This is a genomic window from Streptomyces sp. NPDC101118 (assembly GCF_044759445.1).
GTDB lineage: Bacteria > Actinomycetota > Actinomycetes > Streptomycetales > Streptomycetaceae > Streptomyces.
On the sequence record NZ_JBIVZG010000003.1, the window covers coordinates 95,617 to 120,642 of the forward strand.

Genomic DNA, 25,026 nt, shown 5'->3' on the forward strand with positions numbered 1-25,026 from the left:
CCTGACGGCCGCGGCGGGGTGCCGGTGCAGGAACCCCCGCCGCCCGTGAGCCTTCCTACAGCGGGTGGTCGGGCGCGAGCGCGGCCGCGATCCGCTTGGCGACCACCTCGGCCTGGTTCCCCTCCGGGGTGGTCGCGGTCTGCGTGGCCGAGACCGCGATGGCCAGCCGCTCCGCCGGCAGGTAGGCCTGGATCGCCGCGTAGCCGGAGAAGGACGGGTTCTGCACGGTCCAGTCCTTGACGACGATCACGCCCATGCCGAAGTGGAAGTCCTCGGTCTGCTTCAGGCACACGTCCGCGGGGCAGGTCGCCGTGCCGCCGCCGAGGCCGACCGTGCCCGGGTTCAGCAGGGTGCGGTACGAGCGGGGCGAGATCAGCTCACCGCTGCCGATGCCCTGCGCCGAGCGCGCCAGGTCGCAGATGTGGCTGGTGATGACGGCACCGGGCGCCGTGGTCCACGACGGGTTCCAGAAGGTGGACTCCTCGTAGAAGCCGCGGTCCGAGGTGTAGGCGTGCAGGACGGGGGAGGGGATGTCGGGCGTGAAGTTGTTGCGGGTGTCCCGGAGCCCCAGCGGACCCCAGATCCGCTCCTTCAGCAGGACGTCGATCCGGGTCCCGGTGATCTTCTGGAGGGCGTCCGTCAGGAGCACGTAGTTGGCGTGCGAGTAGCTCCAGCTGGTGCCCGGCTCGTACCAGAAGGAGTGGCTGAAGGGGAACGCGAGCAGCTCCTGCGGAGTCCACTGCCGGAACGGGTCCTTCGGCAGCTCCGCGAGGAAGGCCGGGTCGGTGACGTAGTCGTGCAGGCCGCTGGTGTTGGTGGCCAGCATCCGCAGGGTGATCCGGTCGGCCTTGGGCAGGTACGGCAGCCAGCGCTCCACGGTGTCGTCGAGCCGGAGCTTCTTCTCCTCCGCCAGCTGGAGGACGAGCGTGCCGATGTGGGCGAAGACCACCGATCCGGCGCGGAAGTGCATGTCGGGCCGGGCCGGAACGCCCGTCATGGACTCGCCGAGGGCGTCGGTGTAGACGTCGCGCCCGTCCGTCGCGACCTTCACCTCGACGGAGTTCAGGTGCAGTTCCTCCTTGGCCAGGCGGACGACCTCCCGCACCTTCCGGCCGTCGGGTCCGAGCGGCCCCTGGGTCCGCACGCAGTCGGGACCGGCCTTGCCGCCGCCGCGGCCGTCGCCCCGCCCGTCCGCCGCGGGAGCGGCGAGGGCCGTGCTCTGGAGGGTGAGGGCGAGCAGCGCCGCGCCGATCAGGGCCCGGCGGGCACGCGGACGGGCGCGCCGCGCCCCGGACGGGGCGGGGGACGGGGGCGTGGGCGTGGACGTGGACGGGGCGGCGGTGGGCCGGGGGGTACGCGTCATGCCCGCACTATCCACGGACGATCGGCGCCAATCCCATGAACCCACCGCAAACCGTGCCAGATGCGCCCGCACGGACCTCAGGCCGGGCAGGCGGGGGCCGCGGGTGGGGGCCCAGGCGGCCGGCCTCGGGGGGCCCGGGGCGAAGGCGTCCAGGCCTCGGGCGGCTGGCCGCGGGCGGCTTGGGCGAAGGTGTCCAGGCTCGGGCGGCCGGCCTCGGGGGGCCCGGGGCGAGGGCGGCCCGGCCTCACGCCGGAGCGAAGAGGATCTTCGCGTGGCCCGGGTCGGCCTGGGTGAGCCGGACACGGATGCGCTCGCCCAGCGGCAGCGCGGCCCCGTCGGCGGACTCGACGCGCCCCACCACCGCCGGGTCCTCCAGGTGCACCGTGCCCACCAGCGGCTCCCGCTCCTTCACGTCGATCACCGTCGCGTCGAAGACCTCGCCCACCCGGTCCTTCAGCAGGGCCGCCTCCACCAGGTCCACGCACTCCCGCTCCACTGTGTTGGCCAGCCGGGTGCCGTCCGCCATCTGCCGCGGCAGCGCGTCCAGTGCTGCCAGCGCCCACTCCGGCGGCTCCTGGCCCGCACTGAACGCCAGGCACAGCTCCCCCGCGTACCGGTCGGCCAGGCGGCGCAGCGGCGCGGTGCAGTGGGTGTACGGGGCGGCCACGGCCGCGTGCACCGCCGGGTCCGGCGCCGCACCGTTCCGGAACACCGTGTACCCCGCGCCCCGCAGCAGTGCCGTGCACTCCTGGAGGAACGCGGCGTGCCGGGGGCGCCGCGGGTCGAGGGAACGGACCAGCTCGGCGTACGGGACGTGGTGCGGCCACTCGATGCCCAGCGCCTTCGCCGCCCGGCGCAGGCGGCCGACCGCGCCGTCCGGGGCCATGGGGAGGGTGCGCAGGATCCCCGTACCGGCCGCCAGCATCAGCCCGGCCGCCGCCATGCCGGTCAGCAGCGAGACCTGCGCGTTCCAGCCGTCCACGGGCAGCGGTGCCCGGTACGCCAGCTCGAAGCCGCCGTCCCGCCTGGTGATCTCCTGCTCCGGTACGTTCAGCGAGACGCCGCCCCGCTCGACCTCCAGCGCCTCCCGCAGCTGCCCGACCTCCCGCAGCAGCGCGAGCGGCTCCTCGGCGGTGCCGGCGTCCAGCGCGTGCTGCACCCCGGTGTAGTCCAGCTTGGCCCGGCTGCGCACCAGCGCCCGCCGCACCTCGGTGGCCTCCACCCGGCCCTCCCCGTCCAGGTCGTGCCGCCACACCAGCGCGGGTGCCGTGTGGTCCGGCAGCAGGCTGGCCGCCCCCTCGGACAGCACGGCCGGGTGCAGCGGCACCTTCTCGTCGGGGAAGTAGAGGGTGGTCACCCGGCGGTGGGCCTCCGTGTCGACCGCGCCGCCGGGCACGACGAAGGCGGCCACGTCGGCGATGGCGTAGTGGACGCGGTAGCCGCCGCCCGGCCGCCGCTCCAGGTGCATGGCCTGGTCCAGGTCCACCGAGTCGGGCGGGTCGATCGTGAGGAAGGGGAGGTGGGTGGCGTCCTCCGCGGGCAGCCGGGGCTCCCGGGCGGCCCGCTCCGCCTCCTCCAGGACCGCCGCCGGGAAGCCCTCCGGCACGTCCAGCTCCCCGCGCAGGTCCCGCAGGGCGTCCCGCAGCGGGGCCGCCGCTGCGCCGGTCATGTGCATCTGACGGCGTGGCATGTACCCGAGCGTAGGTGCGGGGGCCGGGACCGGCACGGCGAGAGGGGGGCGGCGGGGTGGTGAGAGGGGGGTGGGGGTGGTGCGGTGAGAGGGGGTGGCGGGGCGGTGAGAGGGGGGTGGGGGTGGTGAGAGGGGGGTGGGGGTGGTGCGGTGAGAGGGGGTGGCGGCGGTGGTGAGAGCGGGGTGGCGGTGGGCGGCGAGAGCGGGGCGGTGGCGCGGCTACGCTCTTCTGGGGGCCGCACCCCTCGCCCGTCCGTACCAGAAGGAGAACCGCCGTGCTCGTGCTGCTGCCGCCGTCCGAAGGAAAGGCCGCCAGTGGCTCCGGCTCGCCCCTCAAGCCCGAAGGGCTCTCCCTGCCGGGCCTGGCCGCGGCCCGCGCCGCCGTCCTCGACGAGCTGGTCGACCTGTGCGCGGCCGACGAGCCGAAGGCCCGCGAGGTGCTCGGCCTCAGCGAGGGCCTGCGCGGCGAGGTCGCCAAGAACGCTGAGCTGCGCACCGCTGGCGCCCGCCCGGCGGGGGAGATCTACACCGGTGTGCTGTACGACGCCCTGGACCTGGCCGGTCTGGAGCCGGCCGCCCGGGCCCGCGCCGAGGCCTCGCTGGTGGTGTTCTCGGGGCTGTGGGGCGCGGTGCGGATCGGCGACCGGATCCCCTCGTACCGCTGCTCGATGGGCGTGAAGCTGCCCGGCCTCGGCGCGCTCGGCGCGTACTGGCGGACGCCGATGGCCGAGGTGATGCCGGAGGCGGCGGGCGACGGCCTGGTGCTGGACCTGCGGTCCTCCGCGTACGGGACCGCCTGGAAGCCGAAGGGCGAGGTGGCCGGGCGGACGGCCACCGTGCGGGTGCTGCAGTCGCAGATCGTGGACGGGGTGGAGAAGCGCTCCGTGGTGAGCCACTTCAACAAGGCCACCAAGGGCCGGCTGGTCCGCGACCTGCTGCGGGCCGGTGCCGCCCCCGCGGACCCGGCCGAGCTGCTCGTCGCGCTGCGGGACCTGGGGTACGTGGTCGAGGGCGAGGCCCCCGCGAAGGCCGGCAAGGCGTGGTCGCTGGACGTGGTGGTGACCGAGATCCACTGATGGGGTCGGCTGGCCGGGCCCACTGGCCGGGTCTGCGGACGGGGGGTCCGCGGACGGGGGTCTGCGGACGGGGGGCCGCTTACGCGGATCCGCTGTCGGGACCGGCCATACCTTCCCGTCGACGCCCGTTGCGCTCTGTGCAACGGGCGTTGCGCTGTGCGTGCGTACTCGTGAGGATGGCGGCATGTCGTCGCCGGCCGAGGTGTCCGTACTGGACCACGCCCCCGTCCTGCCCGTCGTGGTGCTGGAGGACCGCACCGCCGCGGTGCCGCTGGCCCGGGCGCTCGTCGCCGGCGGGCTGCCGGCGATCGAGGTGACCCTGCGCACCCCGGCCGCGCTGGACGCGATCAGGGCGGTCGCCGCGGAGGTTCCGGAGGCGGTGGTCGGTGCGGGCACGGTGGTCGGCGCGCGGCACGCGGAGCGGGCGGTGGCGGCGGGGGCGCGGTTCCTGGTGAGCCCGGGCTGCTCGGCGGGGCTGCTGGCGGCGATGCGGGGGACGGGGGTCCCGTACCTGCCCGGGGCGGCGACGGCATCGGAGGTGCTGGGGCTGCTGGAACAGGGCGTGACGGACCTGAAGTTCTTCCCGGCCGAGGCGGCCGGCGGCACGCGCTACCTGCGCTCGCTGGCCGGGCCGCTGCCCGCCGCGCGGTTCTGCCCGACCGGCGGCATCACGGCCGCGACGGCGCCGGAGTACCTGGCGCTGCCCAACGTCGCCTGCGTGGGCGGCACCTGGCTGGTCCCGGACGGGGTGCTGGCGGCCCGGGACTGGGACCGCGTGACGGAACTGGCCCGCGCGGCGGCGGCCCTGGGCGGACCGGCGGCGCCCGGCGGGCGGGTGGTGTGACGGGGCGGGCTCGCGGGGGTGGTGCGGCCTAGCGGCTGAGCGGCCAGGCCACCGCGTGCGCGTCGTGGTCCGCCTCCGCCAGGTGCTGGGCGCAGGCGTCGGTGAGGGTCTCCAGCAGGGTCAGCGGATCGGGGAGGGGGTGCTCGGGTCCGCGTACCCAGTCGACGGTCAGGTCACCGGGCAGGGCCGCCGGCGGTACGAGCACGTAGCTGCCGCGGCAGTGCCAGCGCAGGCCCGGATGCTCGTCCATGGTCTCGGGATGGCAGTCCAGTTCGCAGGGCCACCACTCGTCCTCGTCCTCGGGGGTGCCGCGGGTGGCGGTGAAGAACAGCATGCGGCCGTGGCCGCCGTCGTCCCCGGCGCCCGACTCGGCCACCGGGCCGACCTCGATGCCGGCGGCGAGCAGCCGCTCCAGCGCGGCGCGCCCGGCTTCCAGCGGTACGTCCAGGACGTCGTGGACCATGCCGGTCGCGGTGATGAAGTTGGCCGAGGGCTGGTTGCGGGCCCAGCGCTCGACCTGGGCGCGGTCGGTGGTGGACTGGGTCTGCCACGCGAAGGAGAGCGGGTGCCGGGCGGGCGTGGGACAGCCGATGCGTTCGCACGAACACCGGTAACCGGCGGGGTGCGCGGCCGGAGCGATCGGGAGGCCTGCGGAGGCGGTGGCCAGGAGCAGGGACTCGCGCTGCCGGCCGGGGTCTTCGGCCGCGGGCTTGCGCAGACCGCGCAGCCACTGGGAAATCCTGCTCTGCTCGCCGCGTTTGACGCGGCCGGACTCAGACCCCATGTATCCCCTCACCTCACCGTTGGCCCCGGCAGACCGCTCCATCGTCCCACCATCCTGCGCCCCGGGTGACCGCACTTCCCAACCGGGGGGCGGGTGGCGACGGCCCGGGCCGGACCGTATTTCGGGGCAAAGCGGTGATTTATGGGCAACGGTGGTGGGGGTGAGGGGGCGGTGAGGCGGCGTGGAGGGGGTGGTGAGGGAGCGGTCCGACGGGTCGGCGGGGGGTGCCGGCGAGGTGCGGGGCCGTCGGTGCGGGGGTGCGGGGCCGGGGTGGTGTGGGTGTGCGGGGCCCTGGTGGTGAGGAGCGTGCGGGCCCTGCTGGTGCGGGTTGTACGGGCCCGCTGGTGCGGGGCACGGGCTCCTGGAGCCGGGCGTACGGGGTATCCGGAGCCGGCCTGCCGGGCCGCCGGTGGCGCGGGTCTGGCGGTGACTTTCGCCACGTGGCTGCGCTGTCGGGCCCTCGCGCGGCCGCGCTGTCGCGTGCGGCGCGGCCGAGTGGCCACGCTGTTGCGCGCCGTGCCCTCGCGCAGCCGCGCCGCCGGGCGCTGCGCGGCCCAACCACGCAGCCTCGGCGTCGCGCCCCTCGCTGTCGCGCCCTCGCGCAGCCATGGGCTCGCGCCTGCCGGAGCTTTGGTGGTGGGTCGTGTGGTGTGTGGGTCCCCTCGGTGCTTGACCCGTCGTGGCCTGCAGGCCCTGCGGCAGGCCCACCCCTGGGGCAAGGGGCTTCGCCCTGGCCTTCGGCCACCCCAGGCCCGGGCCTGCCTCCGGACCAGCCTGCCACGACGCGTCAAGCACCTTCCCCACACACCACACGACCCACCAGGGCAGCCAAGGGGGAGTTGCCTGGAGTGGGGTGCGGGCCAGGCTCGGGCCTGCTTCCCGTCCAGCCTGCCAGGACGCGTCGAGCGCCTTCCCCGCACACCACACGACCCACCAGGGCAGCCGTGGCGGGTCGGGAGCGTCTGTTGGCGCTCCGTGGGGCGGGCCGTACCCCCCGTTAGCGGAGTCGCGGCGCGGGGTGGGGGCAATTTGCGGTGGCGTCGCGTAAACCACCCGATCAGTTCAATGCGCCGCGCGCGTTCAGGAGAGACGATTCTCTTCGCGCGTCGCCCAACCCGGCGGCGCGGCCGTCGTGTCCCGTGAGGAGCCCTCTTTGCGCAGAGACGCCACACCCCGCCGGTACCTGATGTGCCCACCCACGCACTTCAGGGTCACCTACTCCATCAACCCGTGGATGGACCCGGACAAGCCGGTGGACCTGCAACTGTGCCTGACCCAATGGGAAGACCTGCGCGACCGCTACCGCGCGCTCGGCCACACCGTGGAGCTCCTGGAACCGCGCCCCGGTCTGCCCGACATGGTCTTCGCCGCCAACGGCGCCACCGTCATCGACGGCCGTGTCCTCGGCGCCCGCTTCGCCTACCCCGAGCGGACCGCCGAGGCCCAGGAACACCTGGACTGGTTCCGGGCGAACGGCTTCACCGAGATCCACGAGCCGTCCCACATCAACGAGGGGGAGGGCGACTTCGCCGTCACCGCCTCCTACGTGCTCGCCGGGCGCGGCTTCCGGTCCTCGCCGCTCTCCCACGACGAGGCGCAGGAGTTCTTCGGCCGGCCCGTCATCGGGCTCGACCTGGTGGACCCGCGTTACTACCACCTGGACACCGCGCTCTCGGTGCTCGACGGCGACGAGGTCATGTACTTCCCCGAGGCCTTCTCGCCCGGCAGCCGGTCCGTGCTCCGCCGCCTCTTCCCCGACGCGCTGATCGCGACGGAGGAGGACGCCGCGGCCCTGGGCCTGAACGCGGTGTCCGACGGCCGCCACGTCCTGCTCCCGCAGGCGGCGGTGGGCCTCTACGAGCCGCTGCGCGCCCGCGGTTTCGAGCCGATCGGCATGGACCTGGGCGAACTCCTCAAGGGCGGCGGCAGCGTGAAGTGCTGCACCCAGGAGCTCCGGATGTAGCCCCGGCCCGGCCCCCGGCCTATTCCGCCGGGGGCCAGGCGTCGCCCCACTCGGCGTCGCGCGCCGACTTGTAGAGCGCGCCGTGGCGCTTCGAGACGGTCTCCCGGGCCAGACCTTCGGGGCCGCACAGGTCCAGCAGGACCAGGCCCTTGCGGATCTGCGGCCGCCGGGTCACCCGGGCCGTGGCCGGGGCCACCGGGAAGCGGGTGGCGGCGACGTAGCTGAACTTCTCGTCCTCGTACGCCAGCGAGCCGCCCTTCACCTGCCGGTGCAGCGAGGACCGGCTGACCCGCGCCGAGAAGTGGCACCAGTCCTCGCCGACCACGATCGGGCAGGCCCCGTCGTGCGGGCAGGGGGCGGCCACGTGCAGGCCCGCCGCGATCAGCCGGTCCCGGGCCTCCCGGACGCGCAGGTAGCCCTCGGGGGTGCCGGGTTCGATGACCACCACCGCCTGGGCGCGGCGCGCGGCCTCGTCCACCACCGCCGCCCGGGCCTCCGCGGTCAGCTCGCCCAGCACGTACGAGACGGTCGCCAGGTCCGCCTCGGGCAGGCTCAGCGACGTACCGATGACGGCCTTCTGCCAGCGCGCGCCCCGCAGCACCGGCGAGGGCGCGGCCCCCGCCAGCTCCCGGCCCAGCGCCAGGGCCGGCTCGGCCCAGTCCAGCACCGTCGTCTCGCGCGGCCCCTCCCAGACGGAGTCCACCGCCCAGGTCGCCGCGCCGGTGCCGCCGCCCACGTCCACGTGCGTGGCGGGGGACCAGTCCGGGGCCGCGTCCGCGAGGCCGGCCAGGGACGCCCGTACCGCCTCGAAGGTCGCGGGCATCCGGTACGCCGCGTACGCGACCACGTCGGAGCGGTCGCGCAGCACGGGCGCATCGGTCGGGGTGCGTCCCCGGTAGTTGGCGATGAGCCGGTCGACGGCGGCGGTGGCCTGCTTCGGCGGAAGTCCGTCGAGGAGGCCGGCGAGCGCGCCGCGCAGCGCGTCGGCGGTGGGGACAGAGGCGTTCACCCGGAGAGTTTAAGCCGCTGCCACCGGCGCCCGGCCCCGCCCGGGACGGCACAGGAAGACGAAGCAGGCCACCGCCGAGAGGGCGCTGCCCAGCTGGACCACGGCCATCGGCACCGCGGTGTGCTCGCCCGCGATGCCCACCAGCGGCGAGGCCACCGCGCCCACCAGGAACGAGCTGCTGCCGAGCAGCGCGGAGGCGGAGCCGGCGGCGTGGGGGGCCCGCAGCAGGGCCTGGCTGTTGGTGTTGGGCAGCACCACGCCCTGCGCCGACATCAGCACGAACAGGCAGCCGGCCACCGGCGCGAGGCCCACGTCGCCGAACACCCCGGTGGTGATCAGCAGCAGTGCCGTCGCGGCCAGCGTGATCACGGCGAGGCCGCCGGCCAGCACCTTGTCGAGGCTGACCCGGCCCGCCAGCAGCTTGCCGTTGACCTGTCCCGCGGTGATCAGGCCGATCGCGTTGAGGCCGAACAGCAGGCTGAAGGTCTGCGCGGAGGCCCCGTAGATCTCCTGCACCACGAAGCTGGAGGCCGAGACGTACGAGAAGAGCACGGCGAACGCGAAGCTGCCCGCCAGCGTGTAGCCGGTGAACACCCGGTCGGCCAGCAGCCCCCGGACCGCCCGCAGCGACGCGCCCACCCCGCCGGCCTGCCGCCGCTCGGGCGGCAGCGTCTCGTCGAGGAGCCGCCAGACCAGCAGGGTCAGCACCAGGCCCACGGCCGTCAGCACCACGAAGACGCCCCGCCAGTCGGAGAAGCGCAGCACCTGGCCGCCGATCAGCGGCGCGACGATCGGCGCCGCCCCGGAGACCAGCATCAGGGTGGAGAAGAACCGCACCATCGCGACCCCGTCGAACATGTCGCGCACCACGGCCCGCGCGATCACGACGCCCGCGGAGCCGGCCAGGCCCTGGACCAGGCGGAAGCCGATGAGCAGCTCCGCGCTGGGCGCCAGCGCGCAGACCGCGGTGGCCACCACGTACAGGGCCATGCCGGTCAGCAGCGGGCGGCGGCGGCCCCACTTGTCACTCATCGGGCCGATGACCATCTGGCCCAGTGCCATGCCGGCCAGGCAGGCCGTGAGGGTGAGCTGGACGGTGGCCGCGGGGGTGGACAGGGCGCCGGCGATCTCCGGCAGGGCGGGCAGGTACATGTCCATCGACAGGGGCGTCAGGGCGACGAGCCCGCCGAGGATCAGGACCACCAGGAGCGGGGTGCGGCGCGCCACGGGGGGCCCGGCGGCCGGTGCGGGGGCCGCGGCCCCGACGGGTTCCGCGGGGGTGTCAGGGGGTACGGGTTTCCGGGGTGCGGGGCCACCGGATATCTCCTCGGCGGGGACGGCGGGGCGGCCTCTGTCCGTCATGCGAACTCCAAGTCTCGTGTACACGCGACACCCCTGACGGCCCCATGCTCTCAGCCTGTGGAACGTCCGAGGGTCCGGACTTCAGGTCACGTACATTGCGGCCTCATGAACGCACCTCGGAAGAAAATCGCTGTAGTGACGGGCGCGGGCTCCGGCATCGGCCGGTCCGTGGCGCTCGCCCTGGCGGCCGCCGGCTGGTCGCTGGCGCTGGCCGGCCGCAGGCGGGAGGCGCTGGAGGAGACGGCGCGGGCAGCCGGGGAGACGGCCGAGGTGCTGTGCGTACCGGCCGACGTGAGCGACCCGGCGTCCGTGGCCGCGCTCTTCGCCGCGGTGCGCGAGCGGTACGGGCGGCTCGACCTGCTCTTCAACAACGCGGGCACCTTCGGCCCGGGCGGGGTGCCGCTGGACGAGCTGTCGTACGAGGACTGGCGCACGGTGGTGGACGTCAACCTGACCGGGGCGTTCCTGTGTGCGCAGGCGGCGTTCCGCCAGATGAGGGAGCAGGACCCGCAGGGCGGCCGGATCATCAACAACGGGTCGATCTCGGCCCAGGTGCCGCGCCCGCACTCGGTGGCGTACACGGCGACCAAGCACGCGGTGACGGGGCTGACGAAGTCGCTGTCCCTGGACGGGCGGCCGTACCGGATCGCCTGCGGGCAGATCGACATCGGCAACGCGGCCACCGAGATGACCGAGCGGATGCAGACCGGCATCCTGCAGGCCAACGGGCAGCTCGCGGTCGAGCCGGTGATGGACGCCGCGGACGTGGCGCGCACGGTGCTGCACATGGCGGAGCTGCCGCTGGAGGCGAACGTGCAGTTCGCCACGGTGATGGCGACGAACATGCCGTTCATCGGGCGCGGCTGAGACGGCCGCAGGCCCCGGCCCGCGGCCCCGGGCGGTAGGGGCCGGGCGTACGGGCCGGGCCGGCCGGCGCCGGGGCCCGGCCGGGGAATGCCGCGGCCGGTAACGGAGTTGGCCCGATCATGACGACTTCCGACGCCTCCGCCGAGGTGCTGCGCTACACGGCCTTCTCCGCCGACCCCGAGGGCGGCAACCCCGCCGGGGTGGTGCTCGACGCGTTCGGTCTGGACGACGCCGCCATGCTGGAGACCGCCGCCGCGCTGGGCTACAGCGAGACCGCCTTCCTGACGCCCCCGCCGGCGGAGCTGGCCGGCGAGCCGGGCCGCGCCTTCACGATCCGGTACTTCAGCCCGAAGGCGGAGGTGCCGTTCTGCGGGCACGCCACCGTGGCCACCGCCGTCGCGCTGGGCGAGCGGACCGGTCCCGGCGAGCTGCTCTTCGCCACGCGCGCCGGGACGGTGCCGGTGTCCGTGACCGCCGACGGGGAGGACCGCTACCGGGCCACGCTCACCAGCGTCGAGCCCCGGGTGGAGGCGATCGGCGCCGACGACCTCGCGGAGGCCCTCGCCGCGCTGGACTGGCCGGCGGCCGACCTGGACCCGGCGTTCGCCCCGGGCATCGCCTACGCGGGGGCCCGGCACCTGGTGATCGGCGCCGGCACCCGGGAGCGGCTCGCGGACCTGTCGTACGACTTCGGGCGGCTGGAGGCGCTGATGCTGCGGCTGGACCTGACCACCGTGCAGCTGGTGTACCGCGAGTCGGACCACGTCTTCCACGTACGGGACCCGTTCCCGGTGGGCGGTGTCGTGGAGGATCCGGCCACCGGGGCCGCGGCGGCCGCCTTCGGCGCGTACGCCCGGGAGCACGGCCTGGTCGGCGAGGAGGCGGTGCTCACGCTGCACCAGGGCGCGGACATGGGCCGGCCGGGGGAGCTGACGGTCTCGCTCCTGGCCGGCGACCCGCGCGTACGCGTCTCCGGCACCGGCGCGCGCATCCCGGCCGCCTGACGGAACGGGCCGCCCGTCGGACGGCTCCGCCGGCCGGACGGGGCCTACGAGCCCTTCGCCACGACCAGCCCCTGGGTGCGGCTGAGGAACAGCGCCCGGGGGTTGGTCTCGGTGGCCGGCGGCAGGGAGACGGTCTGGGCCGAGACGAACTCGCGCACCAGCGTGTCGTCCGCCGTGCCCGTCATGATCGCCTTCACGCCGGAGGTCAGCGGCAGCTTCGCGCCCTTGACCGACTTGTCGATCTTCTGCTGCTCGAAGTGGCGGGAGGCGAAGAAGACGAAGGCCCCGCCGTTCTGGGTGCGCAGGCCGAGCGGCGCGTAGGACCCGGTGTCCGCGGCCCGGTCGACCCAGCGCGTGGTCAGGCCCTGCCGCTCGGCGTTGCGGGCCCGGACCGCGCGGCGGCCGGTGGTCTGGCTGCCCGGCGCGAAGCCGTTCGGCCGGCCGTCGGTGAGGTAGGCGGCGTACCGCTTGCTCAGCTCGCCGGGGGGTATCGCCACGTCCTTGGCGGCGGGGTCCACCGGCTCGGCCCAGCCGTCCGCGTCCGTCTTGAAGACCGGCACCTCCTCCGGCATCAGCACGGAGACGTACGCGACCTGCCAGGGCTGCCGGGGGGCGCCCTTGACGAAGGTCAGCACGACGCGGCTGTCGGCCTTGTCGGTGCCCGCGTCCTTGTTGCTGTCGGTGTCCGCGACGAAGAAGCGCGGCCAGCCGGCCTTCTTCGGGATGGTGTAGGCGACGTCGGTCAGCTGGAGCGGCTTGAACTTCGTGTTGCCGCCGGGCTTGAGAGCCTTGTTGGCGCGCAGGTTGGCCTTCTTGGCGTCGCCGTACGGGCCGGTCACCGAGGAGGCGATGAGCGTCTCGTCGTAGACCTTCTCGGCCCGGTTGTAGGCGGCGAGGAAGTCCGTCAGCGCCTGCGCGGCCTCAGCCTTCGTCGCCGACGGAACGACTGCTTCCGCCCCGTGCACCGTCACGCACGCGCTCGCCGTCAGGGCCAGCACCGCCGTCGCGGCCGTCACCGCCCCCGGCCGCCTCAGCCTGCTCAGCCTGCTCATGGCTACTCTTCTGCTCCTTCGCCCCCGCCGACCGTCCGAACCCTACCGGGAGCAGGAACAGAGCGAGCGCCGGGATCAGATAGAGCGCCCACACCGTGACCTGAAGCACCGTCGGGTCGGGCTGGAAATTGAAGGTTCCCTTCAGAAGGGTGCCGTACCAGCTGTCCGGCGGGATCGTCGTGCTGATGTCGAAGGCCTTGTCCTGGAGGCCGCCGAGGAACCTGGCCTCCTGGAGGTCGTGGACCCCGTACGCGAGCACGCCCGCAGCCACCACGACCAGCATGCCGCCGGTCCAGGTGAAGAACTTCGCGAGGTTGATCTTCAGTGCGCCGCGGTAGAACAGCCAGCCCAGCACCACCGAGGACGCGATGCCCAGCAGGGCGCCGACCAGCGGGCTGGTGCCGTCGCCGGCCGCCTTCACGGAGCGCCACACGAAGAGGGAGGTCTCCAGGCCCTCGCGGCCCACGGCCAGGAAGGCCGTGGTGACGAGCGCGCCGGTGCCCATGGCGAGCGCGGCGTCGAGCTTGCCGTGCAGTTCGGCCTTCAGGTGCCGCGCGGTGCGCTTCATCCAGAAGACCATCCAGGTGACCAGGCCGACCGCGACGATCGACAGGGTGCCGCCGAGGGCCTCCTGCGCCTCGAAGGTCAGCTCCTGGCTGCCGAACTCCAGGCCCGCGCCGAAGGCGAGGCTGATGGCGCAGGCGATGCCCACTCCGGTCCAGATGGCGGGCAGTTTGCCCTTGTTGCCGGTCTTGACCAGATAGGCGACCAGGATGCAGACGACCAGGCTGGCTTCCAGACCCTCGCGCAGGCCGATCAGGTAGTTGCTGAACACGTCGGTTCCCTCCCCGCGCTCGTCAGGAGAACAGCGCCCGGCCCCACCAGTCGTCCTTGTCGCGGACGCCCGGCGGGACGGCGAAGACGGCCGACCCCACGTGCTGGATGTACTCGTTCAGGACGTCGGCCCGCGCGAGGCTGCGCTGGACCGGGATGAACCCCTTGCGCACGTCCCGCTGGTACGCGAGGAAGAACAGGCCCGCGTCGAGGCGGCCCAGCCCGTCCGTGCCGTCCGTGAAGGAGTAGCCGCGGCGCAGGATGGTCGCGCCGTTGTTGCTGTCGGGGTGCGCGAGGCGGACGTGCGCCTCGGGCTTCATCGCCTTCAGGAACGGCTCGTCGCGCTCCTTGGACTTGCCCACCGGGGCGCCCTCGGCCTTGTCCCGGCCGAAGATGTCCTCCTGCTCCTGGAGCGGCGTACGGTCCCAGATCTCGATGTTCATCCGGATCCGGCGCGCCACCAGGTACGAGCCGCCGGCCAGCCAGGCCGACTCGCCCGGCACGTCCTTCGGGGCGACCCAGACGTGCTTCTCCAGGGCGGCGGTGTCGGTGCCCGATATGTTCCGGGTGCCGTCCTTGAAGCCCATCATGTTGCGCGGGGTCTGCTCCTCGGGCGTGGTCGAGGAGGTCTTGCCGAAGCCGAGCTGCGACCAGCGCACCACGACCTTGCCGAAGCCGATGCGGGCGAACTGGCGGATGGCGTGGACGGCGACCTGCGGGTCGTCGGCGCAGGCCTGGATGCACAGGTCGCCGTTGGAGCGGGCCGGGTCCAGGTTGTCGCCGGGGAACAGCTCCAGGTCGACCAGGGCCTCGGGGCGCTTGCCCTCCAGGCCGAAGCGGCCCTTGGCGAAGAGCGAGGCGCCGAAGCCGATGGTGACCGTGAGGCGGGACGGCTTCAGGCCGAGGGCCTCGCCGGTGTCGTCCGGCGGGGCCTCCGGGAGGCCGCCGACCGCGCCCTCGCCGACCGGGAGGCCGGCGGTCATCCGCTCGGCCGCCCGGGTCCACTCCTTCAGGAGCTGCACCAGCTCGGCGCGGTCCGTCGTCTTCACGTCGAAGGCGGCGAAGTGCAGGCGGTCCTGCACCGCCGAGGCGATGCCCGCCTGGTGGGCGCCGTGGAAGGGCACCGCGGCGCCCGTCAGGGCCGCCGGTACGGCGTCGCCCGAGCCGGCCAGCGCGGCGGCGGTGCCGCCCGCGGCCGCGGCGCCGAGCGCGAGGCCCGCACCGCCCCAGCCCAGGACGGACCGGCGGGACGGGCCGCTGGACTCGGCCGCGGCGGAGGCCTCGGACTCGGACTCGGTGGACACCGTGGTGTTCTCTTCGCTCATCTCAGGCTTTCCGGACATCGGGCTGCACCCCCTGGACGCTGGACGTGAGGACGCGGGCTCGGGTTACTTGACGACCGCGGCGGCGAGCTTGGACAGCGGCTCACCGAGGGCGCTGACGCCGTCGGAGAGCTCCTTGCGCTGGTCCTTGCCGACCGTGTCGTACGAGACGAAGACGTAGCTGTTCTTGTCCGCGCGGTACTTGTCGAGCAGCGTGGTCATCGCGGCGAACTGCTTGTCCAGCTCGGCGGCGAGCGCCGGGTCGTTCTTCGCGGCGGTCGGCTTGAGCAGCTCGTACGACTTCTGGGCACCCTCGACGTTGGCCTTGAAGTCGACCAGGTCGGTGTGGCTGTAGCGCTCCTCCTCGCCCGTGACCTTGCCGGAGGCGACCTCGTCGAGGAGCTCCTTGGCGCCGTTGGCCATCGAGGTGGGGGTGATCTCGGCCTTGCCGACGCGCTTCTGCCAGTCGGTCAGGTCCGCGATCAGGGTGTCGGCCAGCTTCTTCTCGGCGTCGCCGATCTTCTTGTCGGCCCACAGGGCCTTCTCCAGCTTGTGCCAGCCGGTCCACTCCTGGCCGGCCTCCAGGCCGTCCTCGCGGACGTCGACCTTGGGGTCGATGTCGCCGAAGGACTCGGCCACGGGCTCGGTGCGCTCCCAGCCGATGCGCGAGTCGGCGTACGCCTTCTTCGCGGCCTCGATGTCGCCGGCCTTGACGGCGTCGGTGAAGACCTTGACCTTCGGGAGGGTCTCGTCGGCCTGCTGCTGGACCCACTTGCGGTACTCGGCCACGGCCGCGTCCAGCTCGGGGCTGCGCTTGACGGCGGTCGCACCCTTGCCGGTGGCCTTCACGGCCTGGCGGATGCCGTCGCCCTTCATGCCGGGCTTGCAGGCGATGGCGTAGTCGCCGGCCTTGATCTCGGCGGTGATGGTGGCCTTGGTGCCGGGGCCGATGTTCTCGCGCTCGGTGACGATCCGGTCGTCCGGGAAGAGCACGTAGACCTCGGTGACCTTGGAGCCCTTGTTCTCGACCTCCAGGACGACCTTGCCCGCGGGGAACTCCTTCTTGGAGACCTCGCACGCGGTGTCGGTCGCCTTCACGCTGATCGCGCCCTCGCCTTTCGCGTCGGTCTTCTCGGCGCAGCCGGTGACGGCGGTCAGGGCGGCCGCGGCGGCGGCAGCGGTGACGACGGAGAAGCGGACGGGTCGCATACGGGCTCCAGGCGGGGTCAGGGGACCGCCTCGGGGTGAGGCAGGCCGATGAGGCGGACCTAACTTAACCGAGGCTTACCTCACCCATACCCACCCGTCCAGTGATTCGGCTAACACCCGCGGGACCCGGACACGGGGCCGTCACGGCCGCTCCACGGAGACCCCATCGACGGGTAAAGGGAGGGTCAAACGGCCGCCGTTGCGGGGGTTACCGTTCCGTACGCCGGAACGCCCCCGGCCAGATCACGATCCGGCCACCCGTCTTCCTGCCGGAGGCAAAGGTTCCACGGTGGACCCCCTGGTGGCCGGGCGTCCCCGTGCTTGAATGCCCGCGTGAACGATCTCGACGTGCTCAAGGTGTTCTGCGCGGCCGACGGGCGCCACGGCAACGCGCTCGGTGTGGTCCGCGACGGCCGCAGCCATCCCGACGCCGCCTCCCGGCAGGCCCTGGCCGCCGAGCTCGGCTACAGCGAGACCGTGTTCGTGGACGATCCCGAGCGGGGCGTCGTCGACATCTGGACCCCGGGGGTGCGGATGTCCTTCGCCGGTCACCCGCTGGTCGGGCTCGCGTGGCTGCTCGACATCGAACTGCTCAACCCGCCCGCCGGAGAGGTCTGGGCCCGCGACGACGGCGAGTTCACCTGGATCACCGCCCGCCCCGAGTGGGTCGAGGACAAGCGCACGCAGCAGTACGCCTCCGTCGCCGAGGTCGAGGCCCTGCCGAGCCCGCCGCCCGGCGAGGGCTGGCTGTACGCGTGGGCCTGGGAGGACGAGGCGGCCGGCCGGGTACGGGCCCGCGGCTTCCCGCGCCGCCCCGACGGCGTCATCGCGGAGGACGAGGCCACCGGCTCGGCGGCGCTGCTGCTGACCGCCCAGCTCAACCGCGCCCTGAACATCACGCAGGGCGAGGGCTCCCAGATCCTCACCGCCCCCGGCCCGGACGGAACGGTCGAGATCGGCGGCCGGGTCCGGTTCGCCCCGGTGGAGCCGTAGGGCCGCCGGGCCGTCCTCGCAAAAGCGCGGCCCGGCGCGGTTCACGCCGGGAGCGGGAAGCGTTCGCCCAGCTCCCGACGGAGAACGGGCCGGGTGGGGGAGCACAGCCCCCCACCCGGCCCGTTCCCGACCATCTGTCGGCAGAACGCTACGGCAGCGTGAGGATCTCCGCACCGGTTGCGGTGACCACGAGCGTGTGCTCGAACTGCGCGGTCCGCTTGCGGTCCTTCGTGACCACGGTCCAGCCGTCCGCCCACATGTCGTACTCGTGGGTGCCCAGCGTGAGCATCGGCTCGATCGTGAAGGTCATGCCGGGCTGGATCACGGTGGTGGCGTGGGGGCTGTCGTAGTGCGGGATGATCAGACCCGAGTGGAACGACGAGTTGATGCCGTGGCCGGTGAAGTCGCGGACCACTCCGTAGCCGAAGCGCTTGGCGTACGACTCGATGACCCGGCCGATGATGTTGATCTGGCGGCCCGGCTTCACGGCCTTGATGGCACGCTCCAGCGACTCGCGCGTGCGCTCGACCAGCAGTCGGGACTCCTCGTCCACCTCGCCGCACAGGTAGGTGGCGTTGTTGTCGCCGTGCACGCCGCCGATGTACGCCGTGACGTCCAGGTTCACGATGTCGCCGTCCTGGAGGACGGTCGAGTCCGGGATGCCGTGGCAGATGACCTCGTTCACCGAGGTGCACAGCGACTTCGGGAAGCCGCGGTAGCCCAGCGTGGAGGGGTAGGCGCCGTGGTCGCACATGTACTCGTGCGCCACCCTGTCGAGCTCGTCGGTGGTGACCCCGGGCTTGATCAGCTTCGCGGCCTCGCCCATCGCCTGCGCGGCGATGCGGCCGGCGATGCGCATCAGCTCGACCGTTTCGGCGGTCTGCACCTCCGGTCCCTTGTAGGGCTTCGGCGCGGGCTTGCCCACGTACTCGGGGCGCCGGATGTTGCCGGGGACGGAACGGGTGGGAGAGAGCTCCCCTGGGACGAGCAGCGACTGGCCAGACATGCAAGCGAGTGTATCCAGCGGGGATCGGGCAGCATGGCGGCAGAGAGAGGAGCCGCAGATGGCCCTGTTCAAGAAGCGCCAGGTGGGCAAGCCCGGCGAGTGGTACTACTGCCTCGTCCACAAGAAGGTCGAGGAGGGGCCCGAGTGCCCCGCGAAGGACCGTTTCGGCCCGTACACCACCCCCGAGGAGGCGTCCCACGCCATGGAGACCGCGCAGGAGCGCAACCTGGAGTGGCAGACCGACCCGAAGTGGAACGACAGGTCGCGGGAAGAGGAAGAGGGCACCGCGACCTGACCGGGGGGCGGAGGCCCGTCCGGGTCAGCCGGCCCGCGGCACGCCGACTCCGGCACGCCGGCTCCGGTACGCCCGCCCGGGCGGCCGGGGCCGCGGGCCGCTACCAGCGGCTCGGCGGCGGCGCGGTCAGCTGGTCGGCCATGCGCGTGAGCCGGTCCCGGAAGCGCCGCGGCGTGCGCTGCACCGGCAGGCTGTTCTCCCCGGCCGCCGCGCTCACCAGGTGCTGGACGGTGTCCAGGTCGAGCCCGGCCGCCGGCGGCACGGACAGGGCGTCGTGCGCCAGCGCCCCCAACTCCCGGTCCCCGCCGTCCAGGGACAGTACGGTCGCCCCCGCCCGGCGCGCGTCGTGCACCCGCTCCAGCAGCCCCTCGCCCGGCTCCTCCGGTGCCACCACCAGCAGCGTCTCACCGCGCCCGGCCGCCTCCAGCCGGCCCAGGCCCACCGAGAGGTGCGGCGGCTCGCCCGGCTGCACCCGGTGCCGCACCAGCGTCGGCGCCAGTTCGGGCAGCCCCGACCAGGCCGCCTCGTCCACCAGGTGTGCCGCCAGGTGCCAGGGCTCGTACGTCTCCGTCCCCACCAGCAGCAGCCCGCCGCCGGACGGCACGAGCGCGGTGCGCAGGGCCACGGCGAACCGCCGGGCGGCGCCTGGCCACTCGGTCCCGGCGAGGACCTCGCGCAGCAGCGCGACTCGTACGGCATCCATGAACGGGCATCCTGCCGCACCGGACGGCCGGACGGGAGCGGTCGTCGCCTCCTCACCCGTTCGCAGCACCAGTAAGGTCGGCCCATGACTTCCACTGAGAGTGCTCAGGCCGGTGCGGGACAGGCTCCCGCGAAGGCCCCCGCCAAGGACCCCTGGGACCTCCCCGACGTCTCCGGCCTGGTCATCGGCGTCCTCGGCGGCACCGGCGACCAGGGCCGCGGCCTCGCCTACCGGTTCGCCCGGGCCGGCCAGAAGGTGATCATCGGCTCCCGCGCCGCCGAGCGCGCCGAGGCCGCGGCCGCGGAACTCGGCCTCGGCATCGAGGGCGCCGACAACGCCGAGTGCGCCCGCCGCAGCGACGTCGTGATCATCGCCGTGCCGTGGGAGGGCCACGCCAAGACCCTGGAGGCGCTGCGCGAGGACCTCGCGGGCAAGCTCGTGGTCGACTGCGTGAACCCGCTCGGCTTCGACAAGAAGGGCGCGTACGCCCTCAAGCCCGAGGAGGGCAGCGCCGCCGAGCAGGCCGCGGCGCTGCTGCCGGAGTCGCGCGTCACCGCCGCCTTCCACCACCTCTCCGCCGTGCTCCTCCAGGACGAGTCCGTCGAGGAGATCGACACCGACGTGATGGTCCTCGGCGAGTCCCGCGCCGACACCGACCTCGTCCAGGCCCTGGCCGCCCGCATCCCCGGCATGCGCGGCGTCTTCTCCGGCCGGCTGCGCAACGCCCACCAGGTCGAGGCGCTGGTCGCCAACCTGATCTCGGTGAACCGCCGCTACAAGGCCCACGCCGGGCTGCGCGTCACGGACGTCTGAGCCGGCCCCGGTCCGTGGCTTCTTTACGGGACCACTGCGGGGCATGGGGGACACTGGTCGGGCACGACCCGACCCGGACCGCCCGCTAGGAGCCACACCCCATGCCCCGCCTCGCCCTGTTCGCCCTCGTCGTCTGCGTCCTGGCCACCGCCGCTGCCGTGGTCGCCTTCGTCAACGGCGACTACCTCGGGATCATCTGGGTGCTGCTCGCGGGCGTCTCCTCCAACATCGCCTGGTTCCACCTCCGCAAGGCGAAGGCCGCCAAGCAGCCGTAGGGCGCGTCGGCCGGGCCCGGCGCCGCGGCCCGGGCAGGGCCGGACCGCGTACGGCGGGGGTCAGGGACCCAGGCGTACGGCGCCCGGCTCGCACAGCGGGTTGGTGTCCTGCCAGAAGCGGTAGAGGTCCTGGCCGCAGGCCGTCTCGAAGCCCGACACGCCCAGCCCCCGCAGCACCGCGTCGATCGCGTCGAAGAACAGCGCGTTCACCTCCGGCACGAACAGCAGCACGAACACCGCCAGCAGCCCGAAGGGCGCGAACGGCTCGACCTGCCGGCGGACCTTGTACGACAGCCAGGGCTCCACCACCCCGTACCCGTCCAGCCCCGGCACCGGCAGCGCGTTCAGGATCGCGGCGGTCACCTGGAGCAGCGCCAGGAAGCCCAGCGCGTACCGGAAGCCGTAGGGCACCCCGTCCAGCGCGTTCAGCCAGAACGGCGCCGTGCACACCACCGCGAACAGCGCGTTCGTCAGCGGCCCCGCCGCCGAGATCAGGCTGTGCTTCCAGCGGCCCCGGATCCGGCCCCGCTCGATGAAGACCGCGCCGCCGGGCAGGCCGATGCCGCCCATGATCACGAACACCACCGGCAGCACGATGCTGAGCAGCGCGTGCGTGTACTTCAGCGGATTCAGCGTCAGATAGCCCTTGGCGCCCACGGAGATGTCGCCGCCGTGCAGGGCGGTGCGCGCGTGCGCGTACTCGTGCAGGCAGAGCGAGACCACCCAGGCCGAGGTGACGAAGAGGAAGACGGCGAAGCCGGTGCTCGCCGCGAACTCCGTCCACACCGCCCACCCGGTGACCGCCATGACGGCAACGATCCCGAGGAAGACGGGGCTCACCCGTCGGTCGCTCCGGTTGCTGCGGCGGATCGGCGTGGCCATGCGGCTCCTCGTTCGGCGGGACGGGCGGGTCCGACCGTACCGGGTTCCCGCGCCGGCCGGGACGGCAGGGAGAATGGGCGGGTGCGCTACGGGATTCTCGGCACCACACAGGTGGTCAAAGACGACGGAACGGCCGTCGCGGTCGGCGGCGCGCGGTTGCGGGCGCTGCTCACGGCGCTGGCACTGCGACCCGGGCGCACCGTCGCCGCGGGCACGCTGGTGGCCGAGGTGTGGGACGGCGACCCGCCGGCCGACGCCCTCGGCGCCCTCCAGGCCCTCGTCGGCAGGCTGCGGCGGACGCTCGGGCACGCGGCCGTCGGCTCGGCGGCCGGCGGCTACCGCCTCGACGCCGCCCGCGAGGACGTCGACCTCTACCGCTTCGAGCAGTTGGTGACCGGGGCCGGCACCGCCGCCGGCCCCGCCGAGGCCGCCGCCCTCTACGACCGGGCGCTCGCCCTGTGGCGGGGACCTGCGCTGGCCGACCTGCCGGACCGCTCCGCCGAGGCCGCCCGCTGGGAGGCCGTACGGCTCGACGCGCGCCGGGGCGCCTTCGAGGCGGCCCTCGCCCTCGGCCAGGCCGAGCGGTCGCTGCCGGACCTCACCGCCCTCTGTGCCGACCACCCGCTGGACGAGCCGCTCCAGGCCCTGCGCATCCGGGCCCTGCGCGACGCGGGCCGCCCCGCCGAGGCACTGGCCGCCTACGAGTCCGTACGCGAGGACCTCTCCGACCGCCTCGGCACCGACCCGGGCCCGGGTCTGCGCGCGCTCCACGCCGAACTCCTGAATCCCGGCCTGGGGGAGGCCCCCGCGGGGGGCGGCCGGACCGCCGGGGCGCTTCCGGCGGGACCGTACGGCCGCCCCGCCCCGGCGGGGCAGGGCGCGCCGTCGCCCTGGTCCCGCGGCGACGCCGGGCAGCCGGGCGGCGCGTCCGGGCAGCGCGCGCCGGGCTCTTCCGGCCCGGGCGGCCCGTACGCCCGGAACCCCGCGGACGGCACCCCGCGCCCCGAAGGCCCGCCCGGGGACCGGCGCATCCAGGTGCCGGGGAACCTGCGGGCCCGGCTCACCACCTTCGTCGGGCGCGACGAGGACATCCGGTTCATCGGCGAGGACCTGACGAGGGCCCGGCTGGTGACGCTGCTCGGCCCCGGCGGCGCCGGCAAGACCAGGCTCTCCCAGGAGGCGGCCGAGACCGCCGGCATCGGCGACCGCTGGCCCGACGGCGTCTGGCTGGCCGAACTCGCCCCCGTCGACGACCCCGAGGACGTGCCCGAGGCCGTGCTCTCCGCCCTCGGCGCCCGGGAGACCAAGCTGCGCGGCGCCGCCGCCGAGGAACTGCGCGCCATGACCGACCGGCTGGGCGACGACCCCCTCGCCCGGCTCGTCGAGCACTGCGGCCGCCGCCGGCTGCTGCTGCTCCTCGACAACTGCGAGCACGTGGTCGACGCCGCCGCGCGCCTCGCGGAACACCTGCTGGCCCACTGCCCCGGCGTACAGGTCCTCGCCACCAGCCGGGAGCCCCTCGGCGTGCCCGGCGAGACCCTGCGCCCCGTCGAACCGCTGCCGGACCCCATGGCCCTGCTGCTGCTCGCCGACCGCGGCGCCGCGGCCCGCCCCGGGTTCACCCCGGACGAGGACCCCGAGGCCGCCGCGGAGATCTGCCGCCGGCTCGACGGCCTGCCGCTCGCCATCGAGCTGGCCGCCGCCCGGCTGCGCCTGCTGACCCCCCGCCAGATCGCCGACCGGCTCGACGACCGCTTCCGCCTGCTCACCAGCGGCGCCCGCACCGTGCTGCCGCGCCAGCAGACCCTGCGGGCCGTGGTCGACTGGTCCTGGGACCTGCTCGACGCCCCCGAACGCGCCGTCCTGCGCCGCCTGTCCGTCTTCGCCGGCGGCTGCGACCTGGCCGCGGCGGAGGCGGTCTGCGCCGACGCCGGGGCCGACGCCCCGGCCGGCTCCCCTGGCGGATCCGCTTCCCCGGGCGGGGCCGGCTCCGCGGCCGGCACCGGCGGTCCGGGCGTGCCCGGCGGCCTGGACCCCCTCGACGTGCCCGACCTCGTCGGCTCCCTCGTCGACAAGTCCCTGGTCGTCGCCGCCGGCACCGGCACCGGCGAGATGCGCTACCGCCTCCTGGAGACCGTCGCCGAGTACGCCGCCGAACGCCTCGCCGAGGCCGACGGCGACCGCGCCGCCACCGAACGCCGCCACCTCGTCCACTACCGCGAACTCGCCCGCGCCGCCGACGTCCGGCTCCGCGGCCCCGGCCAGCGCGCCGCCCTGGCGCTGCTCTCCGCCGAGTACGAGAACCTCCGCACCGCCCTGCGCCGCGCCGTCGCCGGCCGGGACGAGCACGAGTGCCTCAGCCTGCTGCACTCCCTCGCCTGGTACTGGCAGATGCGGGACCTGCGGGCCGAGACCCGGCACTGGACCGAGGCCACGATCGCCCTGGGCCCCGAGGCGTTCGGCACCCCCGTCGTCCCCGCGCAGCCCGTCCACCAGCGGGTCGTCGAGGTGGCGCCGCCGTTCACCGGCGAGCTGCTGGCCGAGGCGCGCCGCGGGGTGCGGCTGATGCAGCTGGCCTCCCGCGACCAGAACTACGAGTCCTGGCACGCGCCCGCCGCCCGGGCGCTGGTCGAGGCCGTGGTCGCCACCTACCGGCCCGGACTGCCGCAGACCTGCTGGACCCCCGGCTCCCTGTGGGTGTACGCGGTGATGCTCGCCGGGGACCCCGAGCGGCTGCGCGGCGTGATCGACGAGACGGTGGACACCTGCCGCCGGCACGGCTACCGCTGGGAGCTGGCCAACATCCTCCAGCTGCGGGCCAACATCCGCGCGAACCGGGCCGACTGGGCCGGGGAGGCCTCGGTCGACGCCGAGGAGAGCCTGCGGATCTACACCGAACTGGGCGACGGCTGGGGTGCCGCCGAGGCGCTGTCCGCCCGCGGCGAGGCACACGAGCGGCGCGGCGCGTTCACCGAGGCCGCCCGGGACTTCCGGGCCGCCGTGGAGCACGCGCACCGGCTCGGCGCCGAGGCCCAGGTGGCGCTGCTGAGGGTCCGGCTGGCCGGGGTGCTGGCCGAGGAGCCGGACGGCCCGGACGCCCCGGAGGCCGAGAAGATCCTCACCGAGATCGCGGGCCGGGGGCAGTGCACCGGCAACGAGGCGATCCCCGCCGCCCGGATCTTCCTGGCCATGCTCCTGGGGCGCACCGGCCGGCACGCCGAAGCCCGGGCGCAGCTGGTGCAGTTGCGCGAGGAGTTCGCGTACGGCGCCTACGCGGTCTTCGACGGGATCGTGCTCGGCGTACTGGCCTGGCTCGACAACGTCGAGGGCGAGTACGACGCCGCACTGGCCCGGATCCGGGATTCCCTGGAGAAGGCCGCGGACCCCCTGACGCGGATGGTGGCCCCGCAGATGGCCGCCGTGTACCTGATGACGGCCGCGGGGGCGCTGGCCGGCAAGGGCGGCGAGGCGAACGCCCACCGGGCCGCCCGGCTGCTGGGCGCCTACCAGGGGCTGCTGCCGCCCGGGCACTTCGCGCCCCTGATGGAGCGGGAGGGCAGGGACTGGGCGGCCGCCGAGGCGCGGGCCGCGCTCGGCGACGCCGCGTACGAGGCGGCGTACGCCGAAGGCGGCGGCCTCACCCTGGAGGAGGCCGCCGCCCTCGTCTGATCCGGCCTTCG

22 protein-coding genes are annotated in these 25,026 nt (G+C 74.3%); 10 read left to right on the plus strand and 12 right to left on the minus strand.

The genetic code is table 11. The annotated features are described in order from the left end of the window. Nucleotides 1–55: 55 nt before the first annotated feature. Both ACIQUQ_RS06470 and ACIQUQ_RS06475 read right to left on the minus strand, forming a co-directional pair. The gene (locus ACIQUQ_RS06470) at nt 56–1,363 is read right to left on the minus strand and encodes a serine hydrolase domain-containing protein (protein WP_403971999.1); all 1,308 of its coding nucleotides are present in this window, start codon (nt 1,361–1,363) and stop codon (nt 56–58) included. A gap of 244 nt (nt 1,364–1,607) precedes the next feature. Beyond that, complete coding sequence (locus ACIQUQ_RS06475; RefSeq protein ID WP_403972001.1) at nt 1,608–3,053, minus strand: RNB domain-containing ribonuclease; 1,446 nt, start codon at nt 3,051–3,053, stop codon at nt 1,608–1,610. Nucleotides 3,054–3,328: 275 nt separating this feature from the next. On the opposite strand from ACIQUQ_RS06475, the gene yaaA reads away from it, so the two are divergent. Next, nucleotides 3,329–4,129, plus strand: a complete 801-nt coding sequence (gene yaaA / locus ACIQUQ_RS06480; RefSeq protein WP_403972003.1) for a peroxide stress protein YaaA — start codon at nt 3,329–3,331, stop codon at nt 4,127–4,129. A 184-nt stretch (nt 4,130–4,313) separates the two neighbouring features. After that, nucleotides 4,314–4,973, plus strand: coding sequence for a bifunctional 4-hydroxy-2-oxoglutarate aldolase/2-dehydro-3-deoxy-phosphogluconate aldolase (gene eda / locus ACIQUQ_RS06485; protein ID WP_403972005.1), 660 nt, complete (start codon nt 4,314–4,316; stop codon nt 4,971–4,973). Nucleotides 4,974–5,001: 28 nt separating this feature from the next. Here eda and ACIQUQ_RS06490 read toward each other — a convergent pair whose 3' ends face one another. Next, nucleotides 5,002–5,757, minus strand: a complete 756-nt coding sequence (locus tag ACIQUQ_RS06490; protein WP_403972007.1) for a bifunctional DNA primase/polymerase — start codon at nt 5,755–5,757, stop codon at nt 5,002–5,004. 1,153 nt (nt 5,758–6,910) lie between these two features. Here ACIQUQ_RS06490 and ddaH point away from each other — a divergent pair. Beyond that, the gene (gene ddaH, locus ACIQUQ_RS06495; RefSeq protein WP_403972009.1) at nt 6,911–7,720 is read left to right on the plus strand and encodes a dimethylargininase; all 810 of its coding nucleotides are present in this window, start codon (nt 6,911–6,913) and stop codon (nt 7,718–7,720) included. 19 nt (nt 7,721–7,739) lie between these two features. Here the strand turns inward: ddaH and ACIQUQ_RS06500 are convergent, their stop codons facing one another. Together ACIQUQ_RS06500 and ACIQUQ_RS06505 are read right to left on the minus strand one after the other, a co-directional pair. Then, nucleotides 7,740–8,729, minus strand: coding sequence for a small ribosomal subunit Rsm22 family protein (locus ACIQUQ_RS06500; RefSeq protein ID WP_403972011.1), 990 nt, complete (start codon nt 8,727–8,729; stop codon nt 7,740–7,742). A 9-nt stretch (nt 8,730–8,738) separates the two neighbouring features. Then, nucleotides 8,739–10,091, minus strand: a complete 1,353-nt coding sequence (locus tag ACIQUQ_RS06505; RefSeq protein WP_403972013.1) for a multidrug effflux MFS transporter — start codon at nt 10,089–10,091, stop codon at nt 8,739–8,741. Nucleotides 10,092–10,196: 105 nt separating this feature from the next. On the opposite strand from ACIQUQ_RS06505, the gene ACIQUQ_RS06510 reads away from it, so the two are divergent. Both ACIQUQ_RS06510 and ACIQUQ_RS06515 read left to right on the plus strand, forming a co-directional pair. After that, a complete protein-coding gene (locus tag ACIQUQ_RS06510) occupies nt 10,197–10,958 on the plus strand; it encodes an SDR family oxidoreductase (protein ID WP_403972015.1) in 762 nt (253 codons plus the stop codon). Between the two features lie 119 nt (nt 10,959–11,077). Next, the gene (locus tag ACIQUQ_RS06515) at nt 11,078–11,962 is read left to right on the plus strand and encodes a PhzF family phenazine biosynthesis protein (protein WP_403972017.1); all 885 of its coding nucleotides are present in this window, start codon (nt 11,078–11,080) and stop codon (nt 11,960–11,962) included. 44 nt (nt 11,963–12,006) lie between these two features. Here ACIQUQ_RS06515 and ACIQUQ_RS06520 read toward each other — a convergent pair whose 3' ends face one another. From ACIQUQ_RS06520 to efeO, 4 genes are all read right to left on the minus strand, one after another. After that, nucleotides 12,007–12,978, minus strand: coding sequence for a hypothetical protein (locus tag ACIQUQ_RS06520; RefSeq protein ID WP_403972870.1), 972 nt, complete (start codon nt 12,976–12,978; stop codon nt 12,007–12,009). Next, a complete protein-coding gene (gene efeU, locus ACIQUQ_RS06525) occupies nt 12,884–13,849 on the minus strand; it encodes an iron uptake transporter permease EfeU (protein WP_403972019.1) in 966 nt (321 codons plus the stop codon). Before efeU ends, ACIQUQ_RS06520 begins: the two co-directional genes overlap by 95 nt. Nucleotides 13,850–13,871: 22 nt before the next feature. After that, nucleotides 13,872–15,173 carry an iron uptake transporter deferrochelatase/peroxidase subunit gene (gene efeB / locus ACIQUQ_RS06530; RefSeq protein ID WP_403972021.1) on the minus strand — a complete coding sequence of 434 codons (1,302 nt, stop codon included), beginning with the start codon at nt 15,171–15,173 and terminating at the stop codon, nt 13,872–13,874. A 63-nt stretch (nt 15,174–15,236) separates the two neighbouring features. Next, on the minus strand, nt 15,237–16,379 hold the full coding sequence (gene efeO / locus ACIQUQ_RS06535; RefSeq protein ID WP_403972023.1) for an iron uptake system protein EfeO: 1,143 nt from the start codon (nt 16,377–16,379) through the stop codon (nt 15,237–15,239). 333 nt (nt 16,380–16,712) lie between these two features. Here efeO and ACIQUQ_RS06540 point away from each other — a divergent pair, with 333 nt between their 5' ends. Beyond that, complete coding sequence (locus ACIQUQ_RS06540) at nt 16,713–17,372, plus strand: PhzF family phenazine biosynthesis protein (RefSeq protein ID WP_403972025.1); 660 nt, start codon at nt 16,713–16,715, stop codon at nt 17,370–17,372. 148 nt (nt 17,373–17,520) lie between these two features. Here ACIQUQ_RS06540 and map read toward each other — a convergent pair whose 3' ends face one another. Beyond that, nucleotides 17,521–18,378: a type I methionyl aminopeptidase gene (gene map / locus ACIQUQ_RS06545; protein ID WP_403972027.1), complete on the minus strand. Its 858-nt coding sequence runs from the start codon at nt 18,376–18,378 to the stop codon at nt 17,521–17,523. 58 nt (nt 18,379–18,436) lie between these two features. On the opposite strand from map, the gene ACIQUQ_RS06550 reads away from it, so the two are divergent. Then, entirely contained in the window at nt 18,437–18,673 is a 237-nt protein-coding gene (locus tag ACIQUQ_RS06550; protein WP_403972029.1) for a hypothetical protein, read from the plus strand. Nucleotides 18,674–18,773: 100 nt separating this feature from the next. Here the strand turns inward: ACIQUQ_RS06550 and ACIQUQ_RS06555 are convergent, their stop codons facing one another. Beyond that, nucleotides 18,774–19,376, minus strand: coding sequence for a hypothetical protein (locus ACIQUQ_RS06555; protein ID WP_403972031.1), 603 nt, complete (start codon nt 19,374–19,376; stop codon nt 18,774–18,776). 84 nt (nt 19,377–19,460) lie between these two features. Between ACIQUQ_RS06555 and npdG the strand changes: the two genes are divergently transcribed. Both npdG and ACIQUQ_RS06565 read left to right on the plus strand, forming a co-directional pair. After that, on the plus strand, nt 19,461–20,189 hold the full coding sequence (gene npdG / locus ACIQUQ_RS06560; protein ID WP_403972033.1) for an NADPH-dependent F420 reductase: 729 nt from the start codon (nt 19,461–19,463) through the stop codon (nt 20,187–20,189). 101 nt (nt 20,190–20,290) lie between these two features. Beyond that, nucleotides 20,291–20,464, plus strand: a complete 174-nt coding sequence (locus tag ACIQUQ_RS06565; protein ID WP_403972035.1) for a hypothetical protein — start codon at nt 20,291–20,293, stop codon at nt 20,462–20,464. Nucleotides 20,465–20,524: 60 nt separating this feature from the next. Here the strand turns inward: ACIQUQ_RS06565 and ACIQUQ_RS06570 are convergent, their stop codons facing one another. After that, nucleotides 20,525–21,346, minus strand: coding sequence for a site-2 protease family protein (locus ACIQUQ_RS06570; RefSeq protein ID WP_403972037.1), 822 nt, complete (start codon nt 21,344–21,346; stop codon nt 20,525–20,527). An 81-nt stretch (nt 21,347–21,427) separates the two neighbouring features. On the opposite strand from ACIQUQ_RS06570, the gene ACIQUQ_RS06575 reads away from it, so the two are divergent. Then, nucleotides 21,428–25,015, plus strand: a complete 3,588-nt coding sequence (locus ACIQUQ_RS06575) for an AfsR/SARP family transcriptional regulator (RefSeq protein ID WP_403972039.1) — start codon at nt 21,428–21,430, stop codon at nt 25,013–25,015. Nucleotides 25,016–25,026 lie beyond the last annotated feature (11 nt).

Excerpts from the sequence above, each read along its gene's own strand:
- ACIQUQ_RS06470 (WP_403971999.1), bottom strand. The coding sequence starts at position 1,363 with ATGACGCGTACCCCCCGGCCCACCGCCGCCCCGTCCACGTCCACGCCC.
- ACIQUQ_RS06475 (WP_403972001.1), bottom strand. The coding sequence starts at position 3,053 with ATGCCACGCCGTCAGATGCACATGACCGGCGCAGCGGCGGCCCCGCTG.
- eda (WP_403972005.1), top strand. The coding sequence starts at position 4,314 with ATGTCGTCGCCGGCCGAGGTGTCCGTACTGGACCACGCCCCCGTCCTG.
- ACIQUQ_RS06490 (WP_403972007.1), bottom strand. The coding sequence starts at position 5,757 with ATGGGGTCTGAGTCCGGCCGCGTCAAACGCGGCGAGCAGAGCAGGATT.
- ACIQUQ_RS06505 (WP_403972013.1), bottom strand. The coding sequence starts at position 10,091 with ATGACGGACAGAGGCCGCCCCGCCGTCCCCGCCGAGGAGATATCCGGT.
- ACIQUQ_RS06510 (WP_403972015.1), top strand. The coding sequence starts at position 10,197 with ATGAACGCACCTCGGAAGAAAATCGCTGTAGTGACGGGCGCGGGCTCC.
- ACIQUQ_RS06515 (WP_403972017.1), top strand. The coding sequence starts at position 11,078 with ATGACGACTTCCGACGCCTCCGCCGAGGTGCTGCGCTACACGGCCTTC.
- efeB (WP_403972021.1), bottom strand. The coding sequence starts at position 15,173 with ATGAGCGAAGAGAACACCACGGTGTCCACCGAGTCCGAGTCCGAGGCC.
- efeO (WP_403972023.1), bottom strand. The coding sequence starts at position 16,379 with ATGCGACCCGTCCGCTTCTCCGTCGTCACCGCTGCCGCCGCCGCGGCC.
- map (WP_403972027.1), bottom strand. The coding sequence starts at position 18,378 with ATGTCTGGCCAGTCGCTGCTCGTCCCAGGGGAGCTCTCTCCCACCCGT.
- ACIQUQ_RS06550 (WP_403972029.1), top strand. The coding sequence starts at position 18,437 with ATGGCCCTGTTCAAGAAGCGCCAGGTGGGCAAGCCCGGCGAGTGGTAC.
- ACIQUQ_RS06555 (WP_403972031.1), bottom strand. The coding sequence starts at position 19,376 with ATGGATGCCGTACGAGTCGCGCTGCTGCGCGAGGTCCTCGCCGGGACC.
- npdG (WP_403972033.1), top strand. The coding sequence starts at position 19,461 with ATGACTTCCACTGAGAGTGCTCAGGCCGGTGCGGGACAGGCTCCCGCG.
- ACIQUQ_RS06565 (WP_403972035.1), top strand. The coding sequence starts at position 20,291 with ATGCCCCGCCTCGCCCTGTTCGCCCTCGTCGTCTGCGTCCTGGCCACC.
- ACIQUQ_RS06570 (WP_403972037.1), bottom strand. The coding sequence starts at position 21,346 with ATGGCCACGCCGATCCGCCGCAGCAACCGGAGCGACCGACGGGTGAGC.